This window comes from Streptomyces sp. HNM0574 (assembly GCF_012726235.1).
In the GTDB taxonomy this organism is placed as follows: Bacteria; Actinomycetota; Actinomycetes; order Streptomycetales; family Streptomycetaceae; genus Streptomyces.
Genome location: NZ_JAASAH010000006.1, coordinates 91,991 through 115,846 on the forward strand (window position 1 = coordinate 91,991; position 23,856 = coordinate 115,846).

General features: G+C 72.0%; 18 protein-coding genes. 17 read left to right on the top strand and 1 reads right to left on the bottom strand.

Annotation, left to right across the window (positions count from 1 at the left end; translation table 11 throughout):
* Positions 1 to 127 precede the first annotated feature (127 nt).
* On the top strand, positions 128 to 1,366 hold the full coding sequence (locus tag HCC30_RS13110; RefSeq protein ID WP_169442668.1) for a hypothetical protein: 1,239 nt from the start codon (positions 128 to 130) through the stop codon (positions 1,364 to 1,366).
* A 19-nt stretch (positions 1,367 to 1,385) separates the two neighbouring features.
* Positions 1,386 to 1,895 carry a hypothetical protein gene (locus HCC30_RS13115; RefSeq protein ID WP_169442669.1) on the top strand — a complete coding sequence of 170 codons (510 nt, stop codon included), beginning with the start codon at positions 1,386 to 1,388 and terminating at the stop codon, positions 1,893 to 1,895.
* Between the two features lie 7 nt (positions 1,896 to 1,902).
* Here HCC30_RS13115 and mgtE read toward each other — a convergent pair whose 3' ends face one another.
* Positions 1,903 to 3,270: a magnesium transporter gene (gene mgtE, locus HCC30_RS13120; protein ID WP_169442670.1), complete on the bottom strand. Its 1,368-nt coding sequence runs from the start codon at positions 3,268 to 3,270 to the stop codon at positions 1,903 to 1,905.
* Between the two features lie 1,072 nt (positions 3,271 to 4,342).
* Here mgtE and HCC30_RS13125 point away from each other — a divergent pair.
* The 15 genes from HCC30_RS13125 (at position 4,343) to HCC30_RS13195 (ending at position 23,761) form a co-directional block, all read left to right on the top strand.
* On the top strand, positions 4,343 to 6,196 hold the full coding sequence (locus HCC30_RS13125; RefSeq protein WP_169442671.1) for a phage tail sheath C-terminal domain-containing protein: 1,854 nt from the start codon (positions 4,343 to 4,345) through the stop codon (positions 6,194 to 6,196).
* Positions 6,197 to 6,332: 136 nt separating this feature from the next.
* Positions 6,333 to 6,857 carry a phage tail protein gene (locus tag HCC30_RS13130; RefSeq protein WP_169442672.1) on the top strand — a complete coding sequence of 175 codons (525 nt, stop codon included), beginning with the start codon at positions 6,333 to 6,335 and terminating at the stop codon, positions 6,855 to 6,857.
* A 19-nt stretch (positions 6,858 to 6,876) separates the two neighbouring features.
* Positions 6,877 to 7,641, top strand: a complete 765-nt coding sequence (locus HCC30_RS13135) for a hypothetical protein (RefSeq protein ID WP_169442673.1) — start codon at positions 6,877 to 6,879, stop codon at positions 7,639 to 7,641.
* Positions 7,634 to 8,401, top strand: a complete 768-nt coding sequence (locus tag HCC30_RS13140; RefSeq protein ID WP_169442674.1) for a hypothetical protein — start codon at positions 7,634 to 7,636, stop codon at positions 8,399 to 8,401. The genes HCC30_RS13135 and HCC30_RS13140 overlap by 8 nt, the downstream gene beginning before the upstream one ends.
* A gap of 4 nt (positions 8,402 to 8,405) precedes the next feature.
* Entirely contained in the window at positions 8,406 to 9,368 is a 963-nt protein-coding gene (locus HCC30_RS13145; RefSeq protein WP_169442675.1) for a DUF4255 domain-containing protein, read from the top strand.
* A 33-nt stretch (positions 9,369 to 9,401) separates the two neighbouring features.
* Positions 9,402 to 11,345, top strand: a complete 1,944-nt coding sequence (locus HCC30_RS13150) for an ATP-binding protein (protein WP_169442877.1) — start codon at positions 9,402 to 9,404, stop codon at positions 11,343 to 11,345.
* On the top strand, positions 11,342 to 11,689 hold the full coding sequence (locus HCC30_RS13155) for a hypothetical protein (RefSeq protein ID WP_169442676.1): 348 nt from the start codon (positions 11,342 to 11,344) through the stop codon (positions 11,687 to 11,689). Before HCC30_RS13150 ends, HCC30_RS13155 begins: the two co-directional genes overlap by 4 nt.
* Positions 11,686 to 19,302: a DUF4157 domain-containing protein gene (locus HCC30_RS13160; RefSeq protein WP_169442597.1), complete on the top strand. Its 7,617-nt coding sequence runs from the start codon at positions 11,686 to 11,688 to the stop codon at positions 19,300 to 19,302. The genes HCC30_RS13155 and HCC30_RS13160 overlap by 4 nt, the downstream gene beginning before the upstream one ends.
* Positions 19,303 to 19,329: 27 nt before the next feature.
* Positions 19,330 to 20,088: a hypothetical protein gene (locus tag HCC30_RS13165; RefSeq protein ID WP_169442677.1), complete on the top strand. Its 759-nt coding sequence runs from the start codon at positions 19,330 to 19,332 to the stop codon at positions 20,086 to 20,088.
* 19 nt (positions 20,089 to 20,107) lie between these two features.
* Positions 20,108 to 20,857 (top strand): hypothetical protein, encoded by a 750-nt coding sequence (locus tag HCC30_RS13170; RefSeq protein ID WP_240979549.1) that lies wholly within the window; start codon positions 20,108 to 20,110, stop codon positions 20,855 to 20,857.
* 8 nt (positions 20,858 to 20,865) lie between these two features.
* Complete coding sequence (locus HCC30_RS13175; RefSeq protein ID WP_169442678.1) at positions 20,866 to 21,246, top strand: hypothetical protein; 381 nt, start codon at positions 20,866 to 20,868, stop codon at positions 21,244 to 21,246.
* Positions 21,239 to 22,378 (top strand): hypothetical protein, encoded by a 1,140-nt coding sequence (locus tag HCC30_RS13180; protein WP_169442679.1) that lies wholly within the window; start codon positions 21,239 to 21,241, stop codon positions 22,376 to 22,378. The genes HCC30_RS13175 and HCC30_RS13180 overlap by 8 nt, the downstream gene beginning before the upstream one ends.
* 39 nt (positions 22,379 to 22,417) lie before the next feature.
* Positions 22,418 to 22,945, top strand: coding sequence for a phage baseplate assembly protein V (locus tag HCC30_RS13185; protein WP_169442680.1), 528 nt, complete (start codon positions 22,418 to 22,420; stop codon positions 22,943 to 22,945).
* A 67-nt stretch (positions 22,946 to 23,012) separates the two neighbouring features.
* Positions 23,013 to 23,381 carry a hypothetical protein gene (locus HCC30_RS13190; protein WP_169442681.1) on the top strand — a complete coding sequence of 123 codons (369 nt, stop codon included), beginning with the start codon at positions 23,013 to 23,015 and terminating at the stop codon, positions 23,379 to 23,381.
* Complete coding sequence (locus HCC30_RS13195; protein ID WP_169442682.1) at positions 23,378 to 23,761, top strand: GPW/gp25 family protein; 384 nt, start codon at positions 23,378 to 23,380, stop codon at positions 23,759 to 23,761. Before HCC30_RS13190 ends, HCC30_RS13195 begins: the two co-directional genes overlap by 4 nt.
* The last annotated feature ends 95 nt before the right edge of the window (positions 23,762 to 23,856 follow it).

Genomic DNA, 23,856 nt, shown 5'->3' on the forward strand with positions numbered 1-23,856 from the left:
CCGCGGCCCGCGCTCCGGCGCGGCCGCGGGCCGGCGTCCGTACGAGCCCGCGCGTACGGCCCGCCAGGATCCGCGCGGGCGCCGCGCGTCCGTCACGGGGCGGACGCGTCAGCCACTGAGAGGTGCGATGAACGGCCAGCCCGCCCCCCACGTCGTCGACCGGATCAAGGACATCCCGCTCTACCGGTCGTCCGTCGCGCAGGGCTATTTCCCCATACTCGAGAAGTCCGACATCGCCGCCGGCTTCCCGGACAACTGGATGACGCCCGCGCTCGCCGCCGCGCTGGAGAGCGGCGAGGCCGAGTACGTGCTCTCCACCGGGACGAACCACGCCCGGATGCGCCTCATCCGTCCCCCGTACTTCCTGCTGCGCTCCTACTACCGGCTGTGGAGCGAGCACCCCGAGCTGTCCCGCACCTGGGAGCAGGGGTGCAGCCGGGTCTCGCTGACGACGGTGCGGGCCACCGAGCACGTCGCCCGGGTCAACGCGCGCAAGCGTGGCGCCGAGCCGGACCCCGCGCCGGAACCGGGGGAGCGGTGGCTCGACGAGCGCACCCTCTACCTCAACCTGGAGCTGGACCCGGCCCTGTGGGAACGGGCCGACGTGGAACGGATGCTGGCGGAGATCCGCACCGTCCAGCAGGCCCACCCGCAGGGCCTCTACCACCTCGACTGCTCCAGCTACCACCTCGCGCACCTGATGGCCAAGGCCGACGAATGGGGCCTGTGGGACGCGTTCCCGGCTCCGGCGACGGTCGTGCACGCCTACGAGTACACGCCGCTGAACGTCCGCCGGCTGCTGGTCGAGCGCTTCGGCTGCCCCGTCGTCGACCTCTTCGGCAGCACCGAGCTCGGATACCTGTACTACAGCGACGGCTCCGGCAGGTACCGGCCGTACCTGGAGGACATGAGCGTCGAGCTGCTGCCCGTCCTCCCGGGCAGCACCCTCTACAGCCTCATCGTCACCAGCGTCCGCAACCCCCACATGCCGCTGGTGCGTTACCGCTCCGGGGACTGCGTCCGCACCGACGACGGCAGCCCCGACCCGGAGCGCATCGTCCGCTTCTCCGGGCGCGAGAAGGAGCTGCTGGTCTCGCGGAACGGCCAGGTCGCCCAGGGCGACGTCGACGACCGCGTCGCCGCCGCCTCCTCCCGTGTCTTCGTCTACCAGCTGCACCGCCTCAACGGCGAGGAGTGCACCCTCTGCTTCACCACCTTCGACGGGCAGCCGCTGAGCGGCCCGGAGACGGAGGCGCTGCGCGGCGGCCTCGCCGAACTCACCGGAATGCGCTGCGAGGTGCAGCACCGCGAGCACATCCCGATCGGCACCTCGGGCAAGTACGCCTGGCTCGTGAACCATGACTGACCCGACCCCTGGGGGAACGATGACCACAGCGGCTCCGCACATCACCGAGGCCGACCTGCGCGCCCTGCTCGGCGAGCAGCTGCACGCCGAGGTCGTGGCGTACTTCGTGCGGGACACGGGGCTGGAACGGGAGGAGGTGGAGCGCCGGGTCACCGAGTGCCTGCGCTACCTCTACCTCGTCTCCCGGTACCGCGAGCGGCTCAGCGGCCTCTTCCTCCCCGTCGAGCAGCACATCGACGAGATCTGGCACTACCTGATCCTCCAGACCCGCGAGTACCGCGCCTGGTGCGAACAGCGCCTGCCGGGCGGCTTCTTCATCGAGCACCGCAGCATCGCGTACGAGGACTACCAGGAGGAGCCGCCGCGCGAGCGGATGCTGGAGGAGGCGCTGCGCTGGATACCGCTCTACTGCCGGGAGTTCGGCCCGTTCGACGAGGGCGCCCTGCCGCACTGGACGATGGTGCGCTTCCTGCACACCCAGCTGGAGATGCCGCTCGCGGACATCGCCGCACTGGAACCGGCCGCCTGAGCGCCGGTCAGACGCCGAGGACGGCGCGGGCGGTGAGGAAGTAGATCACCAGTCCGGTGGCGTCCACGAGCGTGGTGACCATCGGTGCCGACACCACGGCGGGGTCGATGCGCAGCCGCTTGGCGAGCAGCGGCATCGTCCCGCCGACGGTGGCGGCCCAGGCGCAGATGATCACGAGCGCGACGCCGACCACCAGCGCGATGCGCGCGCCGACGAACAGCGTGCCGACGACGATGCCGAGCGCCGCCAGCAGCCCGCCCAGCACCAGCCCCACCCGGCACTCGCGCCACACCACGGCGAGCAGGTCCGAGCCGCGGACCTCGCCCACCGCCAGCGCGCGCACGCAGGCGGTCGCGGCCTGCGCGCCGGTGTTGCCGCCGGTGCCGATCAGCAGCGGGATGAACATGGCCAGCTGCGTGACCTGTTCGAGGGTGCCCTCGAAGAACTGCGTGACGCTGACCGTCAGCGTCGCCGCGAGCAGCAGCAACAGCAGCCACACCACGCGGTAGCGGGCCAGCTGCCAGACGGAGGCGGCCATGTAGTGCCCGGCCCACGGGGCCGAACCGGACTGCCGTGCCACGTCCTCGGTGTCGGCCGCCTCCAGCACCTCGACGGCGTCGTCGATGGTCAGCAGCCCGACGAGCCGGTCCTCGCTGTCGACGACGGGCAGGTCGAGCACGTTCGTCTCGCGCATCAGCCGCGCCGCCGACTCCGCCGGGTCGGTGGCGTGCGCCCGCGGCGCCTCGGTGAGCACCAGCTCGGCGACCGTCCGCTCCGGCGGGCTGAGCACCAGCTCCCGCAGCTCGACGACCCCGGTGAGGTGCCGCACGCCGTCCACCACGGGGAGCGTGTACACCGTCTCGGCGTCGGTCCCGCGGTCGCGGACCCGCGCGAGCGCCTGCGCGACGGTGAGGTCCTGGTGCAGCGGGACCGTCTGCGGCGTCATGTACCGCCCGACGGAGCCCTCGGGGTAGCCGCGCAGCGCGGCTGTCACCTGCCGGTCGTGCGGGCTCAGCCCGGACAGCACGCGCTGCGCGACCTTGGCCGGGGCCTCGCGCAGCATCCGCACCCGGTCGTCCGGGTCGAGGCCCTCGACGAGGTCGCGGAAGGCCGCGTCGCGCAGGCCCATCACGATGGTCTGCTGGTCGACCGGCTCCAGCTCCTCGAAGACGCTGATCGCCAGGTCCTTCTCCAGCAGCCGGAACGCGGCGACGGCGTCGACGTCGTTCATCCGGGCCAGCTCGTCCGCGATCAGGTGCGGCGGGTGTTCGCCGAGCCAGTGCGCGGCGTCGCGCAGGTCGTGCCGGGAGAGTGCGGCCTCGAGCGTGGTCTCGGGGTCCGTGGGCAGGTCGTCGGGCAGCTGGGAATGCGTCATGGCGTGGTCCTCGCGGGGCAGGTGGTGAGCCGGCGGTGTGCACGGCGGCGGCACGGGACGCGACGCCTCGCGGGAGCGGTGACGTGGTGGGCCGGGCTCAGCGGAAGAGAACCACGGGGGCGGCACACGGGAACGACGGCGCGCTCGGCGCTGGCGGCGCGTTGCGGGAGCGCGATGGTCGACTGGGAGGCTCTGTGCGCATGCCCGACCACCTCCTCGCGTCCGATTCCGTACCGGCCCCTGCTGCTGCGGGCCGCCGACCAGGGTACCTTCCCGGCCGCGGAACGCCCCGGCCGGCCGCCGCGCCCCCGTCCCCGTGACGCTCGGGACGGGGACGGCCACCCTCCGTGGCGCCCCTTCCGGTCGTGACGGCGGAGAGGTGTGTCACCCCGGCGGGACGCCCTCTTTGTTCCGGGTGTTCCGGCTTTCACGGGGCGGCCATGGTCACGGAGGGAAATGTTCACCGCCGATCTCGGGCCGTCTGCACCGCGTTCCCGGCCGGGCGCAAGACCCCCTCCGTCGGGCGTACTTCACCGGCGGGCCCGCCAAATCCCCGCGAACCGCGTGTTGTTGCTGGTGACAGCGGTGTTTCCGGCGCCGGTGCGCCGCGTGCGCCACGGGCGGGGAAGAGGGGCGACGGCGATGTCCGGCGCCCTCGCGGTACCCGCTCCCACCCGTGCTGACCTGCGGTGATTTCCGGCCTTCGAAGAGGTGTTCCGAGGAGTGACGGGATTTCGACCCCCGGCCTTTCCGGGTCCCTCGTACGGACGAATCCAACTCGCTGACCTGCGACGGGAGTTCGCCTCCCGGTGCGAGGCGTGGCCGGGAACCTGGCAGAACTTTTGCGGATGGCTGGATCTCGCGGATGTGGGGTCCCGTCGATCCCGATAAGAATGTTCGCGCACTCGGGCATCAGGAGTCGCGCCACGGACCGCAGGACCACCGGGGGCGTGACACGGGGGGAAGCTCGCGAGTGCGTCGTCGCGTGCGCGGAGCCGCGTTCCCATCGCGGGCTCTGTCCCCTCTCCCCCTGAATGCCGCTGTCCAGGCGCTCGTAGGGATTGGAGGGGGAATGCCGACGAAGCCGACCTATCCCGGTGTTTACGTCGAAGAGATTCCCAGCAGCGTACGTACCATCACCCCGGTCACGACCGCGGCCACCGCCTTCGTGGGCCACACCCGCCGGGGGCCCCTCAACCAGCCGGTGCGGGTGACCAGTTACGCGGAGTTCGAACGCCGCTTCGGGGGACTGACCTCCCGGAGTGCCGTCGCGTACGCCGTGCACCAGTTCTTCGCCAACGGCGGCTCCATCGCCGTCATCGTGCGGGTCACCAAGGCCGGTTCGGGGGAGGCGGCCTGCGTCACCCTGGAGTCCACCGAGGGCGGCAGCGAGTGCCCGGTGCTCCGGGTCACCGCGCGCGAGCCCGGCGTCTGGGGCTGCGGACTGCGCGTCGCCGTCGACTACGACACCACCGCGCCCGAGGAGACCTTCAACCTCCGGGTCTCCGACGCCCGCGGCGAGGCCCGCGAGTTCTTCGGCAACCTCTCCATGGATCCCGGCCACGGCCGGTACGTCCAGACGGTCCTCAACTCCGGCTCCCAGCTGGTCCGGGCCGAGGTGCTGGACGGCGCACAGGGACGCCCCGACCCCTCGGGCACCGTCTCCAAGCCCTTCTCCGGCGACCTGCCCGCGCTGGACGTCGACCTGACCGTCAAGATCGGCGACACCGAGCGGGAGTTCACCCTCCACGACCCGGACGAGGACGGCGAGGCGCCCTGCTCCGTCGCCGAACTCGCCCTGCTGCTGGAGCGCAAGCTGCGGGCCCTGCCCGACGCCCCCGGGCGCTCGGACTTCGCCGCCGCCGACGTCACCGCCTTCGGCAACCGGCTGCAGACGGTCGCCGGCAGCGACGACCCGGAGGCCGTCGTCCGCTTCGTCGGCGAATGCGCCAACGACCTGGGCCTCGAAGCCTCCGTCAACCCGCCGGTGTTCGCGCTGGAGGGCGGAGCCGACGGCGAGGCCCCCGGCCCGCGCGACCTGATCGGCAGCGACGCGCGTAAGTCGGGGCTGCACGCCCTGCGTGACGTCGACGACATCAACCTCCTCGCGCTGCCCGAGCTCGCCGGGTACGAGTCCACCCAGGACATGATCACCGTGCTGGCGGCCGCACAGCGGATCTGCCGCGAGGAGCGGATCTACCTGCTCGCGGACGCCCCCGCGTCGTGGTCGGGCGTGGACGCGGCCCGCACCGGCATCGCCGCCTTCGAACCCGTACGCGGCAGCCACGCGGGCCTGTACTTCCCGCACCTGCAGATGACCGACCCCCTCACCGGGCGGCTGCGCTCCTTCCCGCCCTCCGGCGCCGTCGCCGGTGCCATCGCCCGCACCGACAGCGAGCGCGGCGTGTGGAAGGCACCGGCGGGCACCGAGGCGCGCCTCGCGGGCGTGCACTCGCTGTCCGTGCAGCTGACCGACCGGGAGAACGGGCTGCTCAACCCGCTCGGCATCAACTGCCTGCGCACCTTCCCGCTGGTGGGCCACGTCGTGTGGGGTGCCCGCACGCTGGACGGCGCGGACGCCCGCGAGAGCGAGTGGAAGTACACCCCGGTGCGGCGGCTCGCGCTGCACATCGAGGAGAGCCTGCACCGCGGGCTGCGCTGGGCCGTGTTCGAGCCCAACAACGAGCAGCTGTGGCAGCAGATCCGGATGAACGTCTCCTCGTACCTGCACACGCTCTTCCAGCAGGGCGCCTTCCAGGGCAGCACGCCCCGCCAGGCGTACTTCGTCAAGTGCGACAACGACACGACGACCCGCGAGGACGTCGAGAACGGTGTGGTGAACGTCGTGGTCGGCATCGCGCCGGTCCGGCCCGCCGAGTTCGTGATCGTCAAGGTCCAGCAGATGGCCGGGCAGTTCGAGTTCTGACGCGGACGCCGACGTCCCCGGACGTCACGGGGCCTGACGGCCCGGCGGGTGCCCGGCGCACCCGGCGGGCCGGCCAGGGCCCGGATCCGCAGTCGACCCGACTCCCGGCCGGAAACCGAGGAACCGAAGGAATCCGATGGCAGAGTTCCAGATAAACGCCCATCGCTTCGACCCGTACAAGAACTTCAAGTTCCTCGTCCTGTGGGACGGACGTACGGTCGCGGGCATCAGCAAGATCAGCCCGATGAAGCGGACCACCGAGGTCGTCAAGCACCGGCACGGCGGCGACCCCAACTCCCCGCGCAAGTCCCCGGGACGCTCCGAATTCGAGGGCGTCACCCTGGAGCGCGGGGTGACGCACGACCCCGAGTTCGACCGCTGGGCCAACAAGGTCTGGCAGGTCGGCGCGGGGCTCGGCTCCGAGGTGTCGCTGGCCGACTTCCGCAAGGACATCGTCATCCAGGTCCTGAACGAAGCGGGCCAGGTCGCCGTCTCGCACAAGCTCTACCGCGCCTGGCCCAGCGAGTACCAGGTGCTCGGCGAGATGGACGCCAACGCCAACGCGGTGGCGATCCAGAGCCTCAAGCTGGAGTGCGAGGGCTGGGAGCGGGACTACGAGGTCCCCGAGCCCGCCGAGCCCTCCTTCACCCACCCCGCCTGAGCAGCGGACGGGACGGACGATGGCGCACACGGAAGCCGCACGGCTGCTCGCGGTCTGGGAGGAAGGACTCTCCGGGGCCGCGGCGGACCGTGCGCTGACCCTGCACCGGGCGGCACGCCCGGACACCGGCCCCGGGGAGCTGCCCCGGGTCCCGGTCGGCGAGCGCGAGGCCGATCTGTACGCGTTCCGGCGGGCACTGTTCGGCGACCGGATGCAGGTGCTCACCGAGTGCGCGGCCTGCGCCGAGGTCATGGAATTCGACCTCGACGCGGGTGAGTTGGCGGCCCGGCCGGCCCGCCCGCGGGAGCCGTTGCGGGTGACGGCGGACGGCTGGGAGATCGACTTCCGGCTGCCCGCCGTCGCCGACATCGAGGCCGCCGCGCGCCACGGGCTCCCCGCGCCGGACGACGGAGCGGCGGCCGCCGGGGACGCGCTCCTCGCCGCCTGCGTGGTCACCGCGCGCCGGGACGGCGAGGAGATCCCGGCCGAGCGGCTGCCCGCGCTGCTGCCCGGCACGGTGCGCGCGAAGCTCGCCGAGGCCGCCGAACAGGCCGACCCCGCCGCCGAGATCACCCTCGACATCGCCTGTCCCGAGTGCGGGGTGACCACCCCCGCCGAACTCGACATCGCCTCCTACCTGTGGACCGAGCTCGACGCCTGGGCCCGTGACGTGCTGCTCGACGTCCACCTGCTCGCCTCCGCGTACGGCTGGAGCGAGCCGGAAATCCTGGCGCTCTCGCCGACCAGGCGCCGCTACTACCTGGAGCTGTGTGCGGATGTCTGACTACTTCGACCGGCTGCTGGCCCGCCACGCACCGGCCGCACGCCCCGCGCCGGGCGCCCCCGCCGCGCGCCGGGTGCGGGTACGCCCGCGCCTGCCCGGCCCGTTCGAGCGCGTCGAGGCCCTGCGCGGGGACCGCGACGAGTACCAGCTGGAGACCCCGGCCCGCCCGGACGCCCCCGCGTCCCGGCCGGACAGCGGCCCCGCGCGCGGCACCGCACCCGGCGTGCGCGAGATCCGCACCGAACGCGAGACCGTCGTACGCGCCGGGCCCGCGCCCCGCGAGGACACCGCGCCCCGTCCGCGTGCGGACCAACAGGGGCCGCGGGCCGCGCCGTTGCGGCCTGTGCCCCGTACGCCGCGGCCCTTCGCGGCACCGGCCGGGGACGGGCGGCGGCGCGGCGGGCGCCCGGACGGACCGGCCGCTCCCGCGCCCTCGGCGCCGGCTGCGCCCGCCGCGTCCACCGGGCTGTTCGGGGAGCCGGTCACCGCGCTCCCGGCCGCCCGCCCCGCCAGCGGCGACCGCGCCGCAGCCCGGGACGCGCAGCGGGCCGCCCCGGGCGGGCGGCGCGGCGGGCAGGGCCAGGCGGAGCGGGTCGTGCACGTGCAGATCGGCCGCCTGGAGGTCAGCGCCGCCTCGCCCGCGGCCCCGTCGCGCGGCGGTGGGCCCGGCGCACGGCGGGAGACGGGGCGTACGGCGCCGACCGTGAGCCTGGAGGACTACCTCGCGCGCGGCGGCCGCAACGGGGAGAGGAGCAACTGACGCCATGAGCAACGCACTTGCCGTCGCTCACGTGACGCAGGCCCTGGCGCTGCTGATCGAGAGCAACCTGCGGCCCGAGATCGACATGGCGGTGTCCGTCGAGACCCGCAAGCCGCCGGCCGATCCGCCCACCGAGCCGACGATCACGGTGTTCCTGTACCAGGTCACCCACAACCCGTCGATGCGCAACACCGACCTGCCCACCCGCGCCTCGGACGGCACCCTGGTCAACCGCCCCGTCGCCGCGCTCGATCTGCACTACGTGATCAGCGCGTACGGCGAGGAGAGCGAACTCGTGGGGCAGCGGCTGATCGGCTGTGTCGCGCGGGTCATGCGGGAGTTCCCGGTGCTGCCCGCCGACGTCGTCGAAGAGGCGGGCCGGCGGCCGTACCTCGCGGGCAGCGATCTGGCCTCCTCGGCGCAGAAGGTGCGGTTCACGCCGCTCCAGATGGACATCGACGAGACGTCGAAGCTCTGGGGCATGCTGCACCAGACCCCGTACTCCCTCTCGATGACCTACCAGGGCTCGCTGGTCCTGGTCGAGGGCCGGGAGGAACCGGAGCGCAGCCGTCCGGTCGAGCGCACCGAGGTACGGGTCGGCGCCGGTGTCCCGTCCGCCGACTCACCCGCGGGCGGCGGCACTCCGGCGCGGGGCGCGGGCTCGCCCGGCGTCGCGCTGACGACGGACCCGGCCGACGGCCACGGCCACGCCCCGCCCGCGAAGGGCCCCGACGCCGAGGAGACCCCGGCCGAGCCCGCACCGGCCCGTCCCGCCTCGCGCAAGGGGACGGCGAAGAGCACGACCGCCGCGAAGAAGTCCCCGGCGGGCAAGTCCCCCGGGCAGCGCGCCGGTTCGGGGAAGTCCGCCCCCGCGCGGGGCGCGGGCCGGACGGGCCGGGGGAAGGCCCGTCGTCCCGGCGGCGATCAGGGCAGCGGCGGCGAAGCGTCCCACGACAAGGAGAGCTGAGGAGCGGTGCACGACACGGGGGCTGACCAGGGGATGACGGGAGACGCGGCGGAGCTGTCCGCCGCGGTCTCCGGCGTGCTCGCGCGCGTCGACGCGCTCGCCGCACGCGCCCGCCCTTCCACCGGCGGTTCCGGGCCGGCGGAGGAACCGGCGGCCCCCGCAGGGGAGTCGGTCCCCGCGCCGCTGGCCGCGCTGGTCTCCGCCTTCGGCCTCAGCACCTTCGAACGGGACGTCCTGCTGCTCTGCGCCGCAGCCGAGCTCGACCCCACCACCGCGGCCCGCTGCGCCGCCGCCTCCGGCGACCCCGACCGCGCCCACCCCACCTTCTCGCTCGCCCTGGCCGCGCTCGCCGAGCCGCACTGGAGCGCCCTCACCCCCGTCGCCCCGCTCCGCCGCTGGCGGCTCGTCGAACTCGCCGACGAGACCCGGCTGACCACCTCGCGGCTCCGGGTGGACGAGCGCGTCCTGCACTTCCTCACCGGCTCGCCCTACCTCGATCCCCGGCTGCACGGCATGCTCCGCCGCGCCGCCGTCCCCGAGACGCTGCCCGTACCGCACGAGCGCGCCGCGGAGCGCGTCGCCGGAGGCTGGAGCGTCCGCCGTCCGGACGCGCCGTTCCGCGTCGAGCTCGTCGGCGGCGACCTGCGCACCCGCGAGGACGTCGCCGCCTCCGCCGCCGCGAAGGCCGGCCTCGCGCTGTACACCATGACGGCCGAGGACGTGCCCACCGACCCCGGCGCACGGGACGCCTTCGCGCGCCTCTGGCAGCGCGAGGCGGTGCTGCTGCCGGCCGCGCTGCTGCTGGAGGCGGGGGAGCAGGAGCGGGAACAGGCCGCGGCCACCGAGGCGTTCATCGCCTCGGCCGCCGTGCCGCTGGCCGTCGCGGCGGCCGAGCCCCGGCGCACCGACCGGCCGCGCGGCGAGCGCGTCACCGTCCCCGTCCTCGACGACGCCGAGCAGCAGACCCTGTGGCGGGAGGCGTTCGCCGACGTGCCCGGGCTGGAGGCGCGCCAACTGCACGACCTGGCCGCGCAGTTCCACCTGCCGCCGCACACCGTGCGCTCGGCCGCCGTCGCCGTCCGCCGCGACCTGCCCGGCCCGGGAGCGGACGGCCCCGACGCGCACGCGCTCGCCTGGCAGGCCGGCCTCTCCGAGGCCAGGATCGGGCTCGACGGCCTCGGCCGGCGCATCGAACCGCAGGCCGGCTGGGGCGATCTCGTCCTCGCCGAGCGGCAGTTGAAGATCCTCCGCGAGATCGTCGCGCACGTCCGCCAACGCGCCCGTGTCCACCAGGAGTGGGGCTTCGCCGGGACGCTCCGGCGCGGCCTGGGCGTCACCGCGCTCTTCGCGGGCAGCTCCGGCACGGGCAAGACCCTCGCCGCCGAGGTCATGGCCAGGGAACTCGGCCTCGACCTGTTCATCATCGACCTCTCCCAGGTCGTCAGCAAATACATCGGCGAGACCGAGAAGAACCTGCGCAAGGTCTTCGACGCCGCCGAACTCGGCGGCGCGCTCCTGCTGTTCGACGAGGCCGACGCCCTCTTCGGCAAGCGCAGCGAGGTCAAGGACAGCCACGACAGGTACGCCAACCTGGAGGTCAGCTACCTGCTGATGCGGATGGAGGCGTACCGCGGGCTGGCCATCCTCACCACCAACATGAAGAAGGCCCTCGACACCGCCTTCCTCCGCCGCATCCGCTTCGTCGCCGACTTCCCCTTCCCGACCCACGAGGAGCGCGCCGAGATCTGGCGCCGCGTCCTGCCCGACCGGGCCCCCGTGAAGGACCTGGACGCCGGGGCGCTGGCCCAACTCACCGTCGCGGGCGGCTCGATCCGGAACATCGCGCTCTCCGGGGCCTTCCTCGCGGCCGAGGAGGGCGACCCGCTCCAGATGCGGCACATGCTGTCCGCCGCCCGCACCGAGTACCAGAAACTGGAACGTTCGCTGACGCCCTCGGAGGTGCGCGGATGGGTATGAACGGCACGCACGGCAGGCACGCCGGAGGCCCGGGGGAGTCCGCGCCCCGCGAGATCCGCGTCGACATCGGGGAGCTCGCGCTCGACGGCTTCCACGGCGACCCCGACCGCGTCCTCGCCGCCTTCGAGGCCGAACTCACCCGCCTCGTACGGGAGAAGGGCGTCCCGCTCGCCGCCGACGGCGAGCCGCGCGCCCTCGACGCGCTCTCCGGCCTGCCCCCGCTGCCCTCCACCGTCTCCGCCGGGCGGCTCGGCGAGGCCCTCGCCCGCTCCGTGCACGCGGGTCTCTCCGGCGAGGGGGAGGCACCCGGCCGGCGCCCGGACGGGAACGGGAGGCGCCGATGAGCACCTCGCACGCGTCCCCCGAGGAGCAGCGGGCCGCCACGGAGGCCAGGCGCCGCAAGCGCAAGGAGCGCGCCGCCACGTCCCGCACACCGGAGCCGAAGGAGATCGTCAGCGGCGCCGGCCAGCCCCTGGACACCGGCGTCCGGCGCGAGTTGGAGGAGCAGCTCGGCCACGATCTCGGCAACGTCCGGCTGCACACCGACCGCGACGCCGACGCCCTCACGGGCATGCTCGGCGCCGACGCCGTCGCCGTCGGCCAGGACATCTTCTTCCGCGAGGGTGCCTACACCCCCGGCACGGCCGAGGGCAGGCGCCTCCTCGCGCACGAGCTGCTGCACACCGTCCAGAACCCGTACGGGCTCGGCACCCTCCGCGCCGGCCGCGAGCTCGGCGCCGTCAGCCTGCCGCACGAGGCGGCCGAGCGGGAGGCCGAGAGCGCCGCGCAGTCCACGGTGCGCGAGGACGAGACCGAGAGGAACGCGACGCCGGACGTCGAGCCGGGCCAGGCCACCCCGGGCTGGCTCCGCTACGCCACCGTCGACGCGGACCGCACGCGCGCGGAACGCCTCGACCCGCCGTCCCTGGTCGAGCGGCTCGTCTCCAGCGTGCTGCGCTCGCTGCGCGGCGACCCGGCCGACGTCTCGGGCCGGGTGCGCCTCGAACTGGCCCGGATGGCACCGGAGTTGCAGGACTCGGTGCTGGACCGGCTGGAGGTGCGGCTGGCCTCACCCGACTACGGCCGGCTGCTGGACCTCGTCGGCGAACTCGACGCCGACGGCGCCCCGTTGCCGCTGGCCGCCGCGCCCGCGCCGGAGGCCGTGCCGGACGCGATCGAGGGCGTCGAGCAGGAACGCGAGCAGCGGAACAAGGCCGCGCGGGACGCGCGCGAGTCGAAGGAGACCTCCAGGGACGAGCACCGCAGGCGCGCCCAGCGCACCAAGGCCGAGGACCCCGAGCGCGCGGAGCGCGGCGGCGGCAACGGCTCCGGTGACGGCACGGCCGACGCCTCGGGACAGTCCGGCGGCACCGACAAGCAGCAGCCGGGCGCCGGAGCCCGCGGCCCCGGCAAGGAGGCCGGCAAGCGCACCGGCGAACGCGACTCGTCCGACGGCGAGACCGAGAAGCAGCAGGAAGGCCAGAAGGACGAGAAGCGCAGCCCGCAGGACGAGGAGCAGCAGAAGGAACAGCAGGAGCAGGAGAAGGAACAGCAGGGCAAGGACCAGCAGGACGAGGAGCGCGCGAAGGAGGAGAAGGAGGGCAAGGACGAGGAGGCCAGGAAGGCCGACGAGGAGAAGAAGGAGCAGAACAAGGACGACGACAAGGAGGCCGAGGAGAAGGACAAGGAGTCCGCCGACGAGGACAAGGGCGCGGACCGCGAGGAGGAGGAACGCGAGGCCGGCAGGAAGGAGGCCGAGTCCGAGGGCGAGCGGCAGGACGAGGACGGCGGCAGGGACGAGGGCGAAGCGGCGAAGGAGTCCGCCGGCGCCCCCGGGGCACTGGACCGCAGCCAGGCGGAGCCGGGCGAGAAGGACCGTACGGGCGGGGCCCGCACCGAGGCGCGGGAGACCGCGGAACCCGAGAGCGACGACGAGCCCCTCGGCCTCGGCCAGGAGACGGACGACGAACTCGCCGCCGACGCGCTCGCCGGGGACAAGGACGGGGACGACGCCTCGGCCGAGGACGCCGAGGGCAAGAGCGCCTGGGACACCGAGATCAAGCCCGAGGACCACGTCCCCGAGGACGACCTGAACCTCTCCGGCGTCCGGACGGCCGACCGCATCGCACCGGGCGGGGGGTCGGGTGCGGGCTCGGGCGGCGGCGCGGGCTCCGGATCGGGTGCTTCGGGGCAGGGGGCGCAGTCGTCCTCGGGGGCCCCGTCGGCCGCTGCCCCCTCCTCGGCGCCCGGCGCGACCCAGGACTCCGGCTCCGGCTCCGCCTCCGGCTCCGGTTCGGGTTCCGGTCCGGCCTCCGGTTCCGGTGCGGCGGGTGGCGCGCAGGCCGCGTCGGCGCCGGCCAAGTCCGGTGGCGGGAGCGGCGGTTCGGTCGGTACCGGTCCCGGCGGCGTGCCCGTCGTGGCGCAGCCCCCGGCGACGGCGGCGGACGCCGTGGAGAGCGCGCGCCGCAGCGAGGACGCGCGCGAGGGCGAGTCCGAGGACGCCGGAGCCGCCGAGCGGAACGAGCAGAAGGCGCAGTCCGACCGCGAGCTCCAGCCCGGGAAGTCCGCCGACCAGGAGGTCGGCCCGGACCCGGAGGACGGCACCGCCTCGGGCCAGGACCAGGACACCGAGAACGGCACCCCCGGCGCGGGCAAGGACGGCGCCGAGCCCGGCACCGGCGAGAAGGAGGACGAACGGCAGCAGCGCTCCGAGGAGCGCGACCGGGACGCCACCGCCGAACGCCGCGCCCAGGACGCGAACCAGGACGCGGGCGGCGCCGACACCAGGGAACCGGGCGCGGCCGAGGGCGGCTCCTCCGAGAAGCTCGCCAAGGCCGACGAGGACGCCCGCGGCCAGGGCACGGGCGCCAGGTCCGAGTCCGGCAAGGACGGCGAGTCCGGCAAGGACTCCAAGGACGCCCAGGACTCCAAGGACGGCAAGGAGTCCGGCACTTCGGGGGAGTCCGGCAAGGACGGGGAAGGCCGGGGCGCCTCCGGCGGCGACGCGGAGAAGAAGTCCGGGGAGGATTCCGGAAAGGAGTCCGAGAAGGATTCCGGTTCCGCCGACGGCGAGAAGGAGTCCGGGAGCCCGGACGGGCAGAGCGGCTCCGGCAAGGCCGAGGAGGACGGCGCCACCAAGGACACCGCCGAGGGCCGCAAGGGCCAGGCGACGGAGCCCGACAAGGCCGCGGGCGAGGAACCGGCCTCCGCCGCGTCCGACAGCGGCCCCTCGTCCGGGGCGGGCGGCGCGAACGCCCGGGGCGGGGACGGCAACCGTCCGGCCGCCGGCGGGTCCGCCGCCTCCTCCGTCGCGGCCAAGTCGGCCACCCCGAAGGGCGGCGGCGCCCGGGCCGACGCCCCGGCGAAGAGCGAGCCGGCCACACCGGAGCGCCCCCGGCCCGGCAGCCCGCAGCGCGCCGCCGCCAGGAAGGCGGCCAAGAGCGGCGCCGCGAAGAAGGCCGCGCCCGCGCCCGGCCCGAAGTCCGCGGCGTCCCGGCCGGCCGCCGGGCCCGCGGCCAAGTCCCCGTCCCGGCCCGCCTCTTCGCCGTCCGGCGGGGGCGGCGGCCCGAAGGCCCCCGCGCCCAAGGGCGGCGGCGGAGCCAAGGCCAAGGGCGAGAAGAAGGAGCCCCCGGCGCCCGACGTCTCCAAGTCCACGCCAGAGGCGGGCCTGGCCACGGCGGCGAAGCTCAAGCCGCACAAGGCGCTGGAGACCATGAAGGGCGTCGGCGGCGCCGTCAACCGCGACGTCTCCAAGGAGCGGAGCCGGCTCAAGAAGGCGCCCCCGAAGATGGAGCGCCCCTCCGGCTCCCCGAAGACCCTCAAGGGCGGCCCCAAGGCGGCCGCCCCCGGCCAGTACACCAAGGCGAAGGTCGACCGCACCAAGGCCGCCAGGGGCAAGACGCCCGAGATCAAGGGCGGCAACAAGCCCCAGGGGAAGCTCCCGCAGGCCGAGATGGAGGAGCCGAGCTGGTGGGACATCGGCGTCACCATCATCGGTGAACTGGGCAAGAAGGCCCTCTCCAAGATCCTCCCCATCGACGAGCTGACCGACTCCATCGACGGCCTCAACGACAAGGACGACGAGCTCCACAAGGCCCGGGTCGGCGACGCGCCCCGGCTGCCGATGAAGGACGACTCCGACCCGCAGCGCACCGACGAGCAGCGGCAGAAACTCGACGAGCGGCGCGACGAGCTGCACAAGTCCGGCCGGGAAGACGCCGCCAAGCCCATGGGCGAGGACCAGATCTACCCGGACGTCCCCCGGGAGACGCTCAAGGGCAAGGTGCCCGACGGCGGGAAGCAGGGCGGCAAGGGCGGCGCGGGCAAGGGCGGCAAGGCGCCCGGTGCGGGGAAGCTGCCCGTCGAGGCGGTGTCCGCCGTCGCCGAGCACGACCGCGGTCCGCAGATCAAGCGCGGCTTCTCCCAGGGCCAGAAGGACATGGGCAAGGAGCGCTCCGACAAGGACAAGCGGCAGCGCGAGGCCCAGCAGAAGCACGACCGTGCCATGCAGAAGGAGGTCGCCGACAGCGGCAGGAAGCAGGCCGAGGAGCGGGAGAAGGGCCGGTCCGAGGTCGCCGGTTCGCGCGAGAAATGGCGCAAGGAGCAGGACGACAAGACCAAGGGCATCGACGAGAAGAAGGGCAAGAAGTACGACGAGGCCCGCAAGGAGGTCAAGGAGAAGCAGGAGGACACCGACAAGAAGGTCGACAAGCGGACCGAGGACGACAACAAGGAGATCGACAAGAAGCGCACCGACGCCGAGCGGGACGCGAAGAAGGAGAAGCAGGGCGGCAAGGAGAAGTCGGGGGACTGGCTCAGCCAGTCGATCGACTGGGTGAAGGAGCAGTTCACCAAGCTCCGGAACGCCATCACCCGGGTCTTCGAATGGGCGCGTGAGAAAGTCACCACGCTCATCGAGAAGTTCAAGCAGGAAGTCTTCGGCCTCATCGACCGGGCCCGCGACTGGGTCGTCCAGCGGATCAACGACTTCGCGGACGGTCTCATCGCCCTCGGCGACGAACTCCTCGCCGACTACCCGGCCATGCGCGACAAGTGGCGCAACACCATCGACGGCGCGCGGGACACCGCCGTCAAGAAGGTCAACGAGGCGGCCGACACGCTGAAGAACGTCGCGGGCAAGCTCCTCGACGACCTCGGCGCCGGGCTCAACAAGGGCCTGGACCTGCTGGAGAGCGGCATGCACGCCGCCGTCGACATCGCCGAGACCGCCGTCGTCAAGGGCATGGAGTACGGCGGCGCGGCCCTCAACGCCCTCGGCGAATGGGCCCAGATCGCCGCCGACATCGTCACCGATCCGGGCGGCTGGATCAGCAACGCGGGAAGCTCGGCGCACGCCGGTGCGAGAAACCATCTCTTCAACGAGATCAAGTCGGCCGTCAAGGAATGGTTCAACCAGAAGGTCCAGGAAATCATCGGAATTCCGATGGAGACCTTCAACACCCTCGTCAAGGGCGGGGTCAGCCCCGAGCAGATGGGCAAGATGGCCTGGGAAGCCGCGATTCCCGAACTCCCGGGCCTCATCGGCCAGCTGATCATCGAGAAGGTCGTCTCGAAACTCATACCCGGCGCCGGCTGGGTCATGGCCATCATCGACGCGCTGAAGACGGCGTACGGCGCACTCAGTGAAATCCTGCGCGCCTTCGGCCTGTTCATGGACTACCTCAAGGCCGTCAAGGGCGGCGGCGGGGCGGCGGCCCTGCTCTTCGCCAAGGCCGTGGCCGCCGGCGTCGTCGCGCTCCTGGAACTCATCTACGAGGCGCTCATCAGCGGCGTCGGCAGGGTGATGGGCGGGGTGGCGAACTCACTCAAGGGCATGGCCCGCGGCATGCGGCAGAAGAAGCCCGCGCCCAACCGCCCCAACAAGCCCGCCACTCCGCCCGCGAAGCCGGGCGGCAAGCCCGGCGGCGGCCCCGGCAAGCCGGACGGCAAGGAGCAGCAGCCCGACCGCGAGGAGGGCGAGAAGCCCGGACGCCCGGGCAAGCCGCGCCCCGGCGAGCGCCCCGCGCCGCCCCGCAAGTCCCAGCCGGAGAAGGAACCCCGCCCCGAGAAGCGCCCGTCGCCGGAGAAGAAGCCGGGCCCCGACAAGCAGCGCGACGCCGACAAGAAGAAGGAGAAGGAGGACCGGCGCGAGGAACGCCGCGAGGAGGGCAAGGACGTCAACGCGGCCAGGCGCCGCCAGCGCGAGGCCAACCGCAAACTCCGCGAGGGCGACCGCCGCGACCGCGACGAGTCCACCCCCCGCCGCGGCCCCGCCCGCGACACCCTCCGCAAACGCGACCGCGACGACGACCGCGACCGCGACCGGACCCGCGACGACGACAAACGCCGCGACGACCGCCGCGACGACGACCGCGACCGGGACAGGAACCGCGACCCGCGCCGCCGCGACGAGAACACCAGGCGCCGCGACGAGGCGGACCGCAACCGCCCCGACACCCGCCGCAAGGACGACCAGCGCCGCGACGACGACCGCCGCCCCGACTCCGACCGGGACCGCGACCGCCGCCGCGAGACCGAGGGCACCAAGAAGCGCCCCCGCCGCGACGGCGAGTCCCGCCCCGGCCGCCAACTCCGCCGCGCCCGCCAGACCGTCAAGGCCGCCCTCAACCGCACCCGCCGCGCCGGCCGCCGCCTCCTCAACAAGGCAGGCAACGCGGGCCGCAAACTCACGAACAACGCCCGCCGCATGCGCGACGCCTACAAACGCCGCCGGGACCTCCTCCAGAAGCAGCGCCAACGCAGGGCGGAGGCCAAGCGCCAGCAGAAGGAACGCAAGCGGCAGAAGGTCCGGAAGAAGGAGAACTCGCAGGAGTCGAAGGCGGATCGGCTGCGGAGGATCATTGCCCGCATTCGACCCAAGATTACAAAGGTTTTGCAGCACGGAATAGAAGGGGTTGCTTTCCGTGCATTGATGGCGGGGATGCGATCGTGGTATCGGCTGACCAGCCTTTCTGCCCAAGGGCGCCCTGGGTTTGAGGTCATCGCGGCGCTCAATCCCAGCGGGAAAGTGCGAGAGGGGATCTGGAACGATGACGAAGCGGTTCTGAGCCTTGATGATCGATACGAATCGTTTGCGATAAATGACCAGAGTGCGCAGCTGCGTAGAGCCCTGACTGAAAGGTTCAGTACGCTACCTGAGAACTCCAGTCCACAAAAAATTCGTGCTGCTGCCGAGCAGGTTGCGCGACCCTTCATGAAGAAGGGGGAGCGATTGAAGTGGGATGAGCATCAGGATGCTTTGCTGGTTTCGCTGGTGCGACCCGACAAGAAACATGCCCCCTCTGGGCTGGGGGTCTTCAGGAAGGGGGGAGAGTATCGGGAGGACTCGAAGGCGGAGGGGGTTGTCGAGGGGCAGAAGGTGATTAAGGGGCCAGGCGGTGAGGAGTATGTCCTTGATTCGATAAACCAGTTGGTTCCTCGGTACGTGAGGCGGAATCTTTCGGCTGAAGACGCGGCGCGAATTGACGCAGGGAAAGGGCCGCAGTCGACCGAGCAGACGTATCGGCAGAACAAGAAGGCAGGGAAGAAGAAGGATCGCAACTCGCTGAGAAGTCCTAATTACCCAGCCAATAAACCTGCCGATCACGCAATAGGTGGCTATCCTTCGAAGTACATTTCGACCTCGAAGCAGCTCGAGGGTGACATAGTTGACCCCGAAGGCTATGAGATCGGTGGAGAAAAGGGGCGCCCCCTCAGGACTCCACCATCTGAGAGTAAGCAAAGGTATGGCAGTGGGATTGTCATGATTGACTTGGCGCAGATTCCGCGTGCCGATCTGTTCGACTTGTCTACCCCTCGAGGTCAGAAGGCGCGTGAAATGGAAGACAACCCCAGCTCGCAGAGGCGAATGCTGAAGGGGATGGAGGATACGATACGGACTCAAGAGGTCGTGGTGCGCAAGAGTATTCCGCTCGATGCGATCGTGGAGATTGGCTAGACGGTATTACTTGGAAAGGTTGATCGAGTGGAATCTTACTACTGGGAAGGCTGTGAGCCTGAGGGGTCCGTTCTGCGGTCAGCCTTCCGGGAGCTTGATCGGGGAGAGTCGAGGGGAAAGGTGATCGAAAGTTTCCTTTTCCTGCTTCGCAGTGGAGATATCGTCGCAGTAGGAATAGCTCTAGACTACTATAAGGTTGCAGAGATTTCGAGCCTGAGGGCTGGCTCGGAGCCCGGACTTGCAGAGTATTCGCAAGAAGTTTTGGAAGTGGCGCGTGCTGTTTTGGATGGGGGGCCATCATCAGCTTCGCTGAGTCCACTTGTCGGCAAGGGGGCGAACTATGCCAGCGCGCTTCATGTGATGGTGAATACTGCCACTCTTGAGGATGTTGACGTTCTTGTATCCCATATGAGTGACCCTGTCAGCCCTGAGGTTAGGAATCTTGCCATCGAGGCGTCCGGTGGTGTCCTTTGGCGGTATGAGGCTGGAGACTCACGTCTCCTTTCGGTGCTCAAGGGGATTGCTCTCGGCGAAGCTGAGGTTTACGTGGACCGTGTGAGTGCGCTTGGGGCTATCGGCGCAAGTCGCTTGCCCGCTGCAGTTGGTGCGCTGGTGGAAGCTACTGAGGATGCGGATGTCCGCATCCAGGCGCATGCCGCGCTGCAGCTATCTGAGGAGGATATTGTGGGCGAGTATCGGAATCTACTTGAGAATCTAGCGGAAAATTGGGGTGATGACGCACCATTTCCGGCCGAAGAGGTGCGGAGCGCGCTTCAAGATGACTGACCAGGTCAGGGAGTGACCAATGACCCGACACGCAGACATACCTAGGCCCATAAGGTCCGGCATCGTCATAGTCGACCCCGAGCGCGGTACCCCCCAGCGCGTCATCGTGTTGCAGTTCAATCCGGACACTCTGGAGCGGTCGTTGGCGCCGCAGGCTGCCGGGGGTGGGGGTGAGGGCGGGGAGAGCGGGGGTGACCGGAACGAGGCGTTGCGGTTGAAGGGGCCCGCGCAGGAGACGTGGAAGTTCACCGCGGAGATCGACTCGACGGATCAGCTGGAGGTGGCGGCGCCGGACGGGATTCATCCGCAGCTCGCCGCGCTGGAGATGCTGGTGCATCCGACGACGGCGCAGATCCGGGAGAACAGCAGGCTGACGAAGAAGGGCGCGATCGAGATCAGCCCGATCGAAAAGCCGTTGACGCTGTTCTCGTGGGGCAGCAAGCGTGTGATGCCGGTGCGGCTGACGGAACTTTCCGTCAACGAGTCGGCGTTCGACGTGAACCTGAACCCGATGCGGGCCGCGCTCAGCATCGGGATGAAGGTGCTGTCGGTGAGTGACCTGCCGGCGGGGCACCGGGGCGCCGAGCTGTACATGGCGCATCTGGCGCAGAAGGAGCGGCTGGCGGGCATGGCGGCCGGCGGAGGCCTGGGCTCGCTGGGTCTCGCGGGCCGGGACCTGGGCGCCGGCGGTGTGCCGCGCGGCCTGGGCGCGGGTGTGCCGCGGGCCGGCGGCACGGGCAGCGGTACGAGCACGGCAGGCAGGGGGTAGCAGGGACGATGGCGGGGATCGAGCCGTACGAGAGCGCGCTGGACCGGATACCGGGGGCGCATCCGTACCCGAGTACGAGCCGGTACCACGAGGCGGAGATCGGGGTGCACCGGCTGCCGGACGGTACCGAAGTGCGGTACGCCAAGCGCCGGTTGCTGCCGCCGCTGGAGCGGGACGAGGCCGGGGACGAGATCGTGCCGCACACCGTCAGCGCGGGCGAGCGGCCCGACCATCTGGCGCAGCGGTACTTCGGCGACCCGGGCCAGTGGTGGCGGATCGCGGACGCCAACCCCGTGCTGGATCCGGCCGAGTTGACGGCCGAGCCGGGGAGCGAGATCGGGGTGCCGCTGTCGGGCGGCTTCCCGGGGAGCGGGGCGCCGCGTGGCTGACGAGCCGATCGGCCGGGGCCCGGTGCATCTGGGGCTGCTGATGGGGCCGAAGCTGGCGAAGCCGGTGCCGCAGGAGGTGTCGGAGGCGCTGCTGTCGGCGCAGATCACCATGACGGCGGGGGAGCGCAGCGGCTTCCAGATGGCCTTCGACCTGACCAAGGGCGGAATGATCACCCAACGGCTGCTGCCCGAGGGCTTCTTCAGCCCGCGCACCCGCGTGATCGTCACCGTCACCGTCAAGGGCACCCCGAAGGTGCTGCTGGACGGGCTGATCGTGCGGCACGAGGTCGGCGCCAGCAACCAGCCGGGGCAGACGACGCTGACCGTCACCGGCGAGGACCTGACGCTGCTGATGGACCTGGAGGAGCGCACGGACAGCTTCCCGAACCTGGCCCCCTCCCAGCGCGTGCACCGCATCCTGCGGAACTACGCGGACTACGGGATCGACCCGCGGATCATCCGGGAGCAGATCCCGCAGCAGCCGCGCCGCGAGCTGCGGGTGGACTACCAGACGGGCACCGACCTGGCGTACATCAACGACCTGGCGCGCGCGAACGGTTACACCTTCTACCTGGACCCGGGCCCCCGCCCCGGCCGCTCCACCGCGTACTGGGGCCCGGAGCAGCGGCTCGGGCAGCGGCAGCACGCGCTGAACGTCAACATGGACGCCGACTCGACGGTCGACCAGCTGACCTTCGCCTACGACGGCACGGCCCGCGAGGAGCCGCAGGCCCGCGTGCAGGACCCGCGGGACCGGGAGTCGCGGCTGCTGCCGCAGCGTCCGATCGACCCGCTGCGCCCGCCGCTCGGCCGCCGTCCGACGCCCGCGCTGAAGCGGAAGACGCTGTCGGGCACGGCGAAGATGGACCCGGCGCAGGCGGAGGCGCAGGCGCTGGCCCGCGCCGCCACCTCGGCCGACGCGATCTCCGGTTCGGGAAAGCTGGACGTGAACCGGCACGGCTACGTGCTGCGCCCGCGCGAGCTGGTGGGCGTGCGGGGCGCGGGGCGTACGTACGACGGGGACTACTACGTCAAGAGCGTCACCCACCATCTGAAGCCGGGGTCGTTCAGCCAGAACTTCACGCTGTCCAGGGAGGGCCTGATCGCCCGCAGCGACCGCGTCCGTCCCTGAGCCCCGCAGCCCGCCCGCGTCACCCAAGGAGCAGCCCGCATGCCACCCGCACAGAACAACCGCTTCCTCGGCAAGTACCGGGGCCGGGTCGTGGACAACGAGGACCCGCTGCGCATCGGCCGGATCACGGCGCAGGTGCCGGACGTGCTGGGCGACGAGGCGTCGACGTGGGCGCTGCCGTGCCTGCCGTTCACGGGGCGCGAGGCGGGGCAGTTCGCGGTGCCGGAGCGGGGCGCGGGTGTGTGGATCGAGTTCGAGCAGGGCGATCCGAGCTTCCCGATCTGGACGGGCTGCTGGTACGGGGAGGCGAGCGAACTCCCGCCGGACGTCCGCAAGGAGCTGCCCGCAAGCCGCCCCGTCGTCATCGAGACGGAGGGCGAGCACAAGATCGTCATGTCGGACGTGCCGGGCGGCACGGGCATCCTGCTGAAGGCGCCGGGCGGCGCCTACGTCCAGATCGACGAGAAGGGCGTGGTCATCAACAGCGGCCACGGCGCGTCGATTTCGGTGACCGGCAGCGACGTGGACATCAACGACGGGGGGCTGACGGTGTTCCGCAACCGCTGAGTCCCACCACAGGCCGCCGAGCTCAACAGTGCGCGCGCCCAGCCGCGCAGGGGGAGAAGAACAGACCGTGTCCCACGACACCGGAGGCCGCAGCGGCCTCCTCACCACAGCGTCCGCGCTGCGCTGCCCGCACGGCGGCAGTGTGCGCGTGGACACCGCAGGCACCTCGGCGGTCCGGGTGCGCGGCGCCCGACTCGCGTCCGCCGACGACGTGTTCACCGTCGTAGGCTGCCCGCACACCGACGGCGGGCGGCCCAGGCCGTGCACCACGGTCCGTTTCACCCCGGGCGCGGACGGCGCCGGGGGCGGAGGGGTCCTCGCCGGCGGGCGGCCGGTTCTGCTGAGCGGCACCGCCGCGCAGTGCTTCGCCGATGATCTGACGCCGCACGGGCCGCCCGTCGCGGACACCGCACCACAGGGGGTGAGCTGCCGATGACCACGCGCCTGCCGCGCACCGACATCGCGTTCCCGTTCCGTACGGACCGGCGCGGGCGTACCGCGCACGCGCCGTACGAGGAGCATGTACGGGATCTGATCGAGCAGTTGCTGTTCACGAGTCCGGGGGAGCGGGTGATGCGCCCGGACTTCGGCTGCGGGCTGCTGGACCTGGCCTTCGCGCCGAACAGCCCCGAACTCGCCGCCACCGTGGAGCTGTCCGTGCAGGGCGCCCTGCAGCGCTGGCTCGGTGAGCTGATCGAGGTGGAGGGCGTCGACGTGGAGAACGAGGAGGAGACGGTGCGGGTCCGGCTCCGGTACGTCGTCCGCGACGGCGCGGGCCGCCGCGACGAGATATTCGAGGGGAGGGCGGCCGCGTGAGCAGCATCGGCGCGAACAGCGGCCCCGCGACGGGCACTTCGGCCACGGACAGCGGCACCGGAACGGTCTGCCGGGACGACGCGCGGCGCGGCAAG

Excerpts from the sequence above, each read along its gene's own strand:
- HCC30_RS13110 (WP_169442668.1), top strand. The coding sequence starts at position 128 with ATGAACGGCCAGCCCGCCCCCCACGTCGTCGACCGGATCAAGGACATC.
- HCC30_RS13115 (WP_169442669.1), top strand. The coding sequence starts at position 1,386 with ATGACCACAGCGGCTCCGCACATCACCGAGGCCGACCTGCGCGCCCTG.
- mgtE (WP_169442670.1), bottom strand. The coding sequence starts at position 3,270 with ATGACGCATTCCCAGCTGCCCGACGACCTGCCCACGGACCCCGAGACC.
- HCC30_RS13125 (WP_169442671.1), top strand. The coding sequence starts at position 4,343 with ATGCCGACGAAGCCGACCTATCCCGGTGTTTACGTCGAAGAGATTCCC.
- HCC30_RS13130 (WP_169442672.1), top strand. The coding sequence starts at position 6,333 with ATGGCAGAGTTCCAGATAAACGCCCATCGCTTCGACCCGTACAAGAAC.
- HCC30_RS13135 (WP_169442673.1), top strand. The coding sequence starts at position 6,877 with ATGGCGCACACGGAAGCCGCACGGCTGCTCGCGGTCTGGGAGGAAGGA.
- HCC30_RS13140 (WP_169442674.1), top strand. The coding sequence starts at position 7,634 with ATGTCTGACTACTTCGACCGGCTGCTGGCCCGCCACGCACCGGCCGCA.
- HCC30_RS13145 (WP_169442675.1), top strand. The coding sequence starts at position 8,406 with ATGAGCAACGCACTTGCCGTCGCTCACGTGACGCAGGCCCTGGCGCTG.
- HCC30_RS13150 (WP_169442877.1), top strand. The coding sequence starts at position 9,402 with ATGACGGGAGACGCGGCGGAGCTGTCCGCCGCGGTCTCCGGCGTGCTC.
- HCC30_RS13155 (WP_169442676.1), top strand. The coding sequence starts at position 11,342 with ATGAACGGCACGCACGGCAGGCACGCCGGAGGCCCGGGGGAGTCCGCG.
- HCC30_RS13160 (WP_169442597.1), top strand. The coding sequence starts at position 11,686 with ATGAGCACCTCGCACGCGTCCCCCGAGGAGCAGCGGGCCGCCACGGAG.
- HCC30_RS13170 (WP_240979549.1), top strand. The coding sequence starts at position 20,108 with ATGACCCGACACGCAGACATACCTAGGCCCATAAGGTCCGGCATCGTC.
- HCC30_RS13175 (WP_169442678.1), top strand. The coding sequence starts at position 20,866 with ATGGCGGGGATCGAGCCGTACGAGAGCGCGCTGGACCGGATACCGGGG.
- HCC30_RS13185 (WP_169442680.1), top strand. The coding sequence starts at position 22,418 with ATGCCACCCGCACAGAACAACCGCTTCCTCGGCAAGTACCGGGGCCGG.
- HCC30_RS13195 (WP_169442682.1), top strand. The coding sequence starts at position 23,378 with ATGACCACGCGCCTGCCGCGCACCGACATCGCGTTCCCGTTCCGTACG.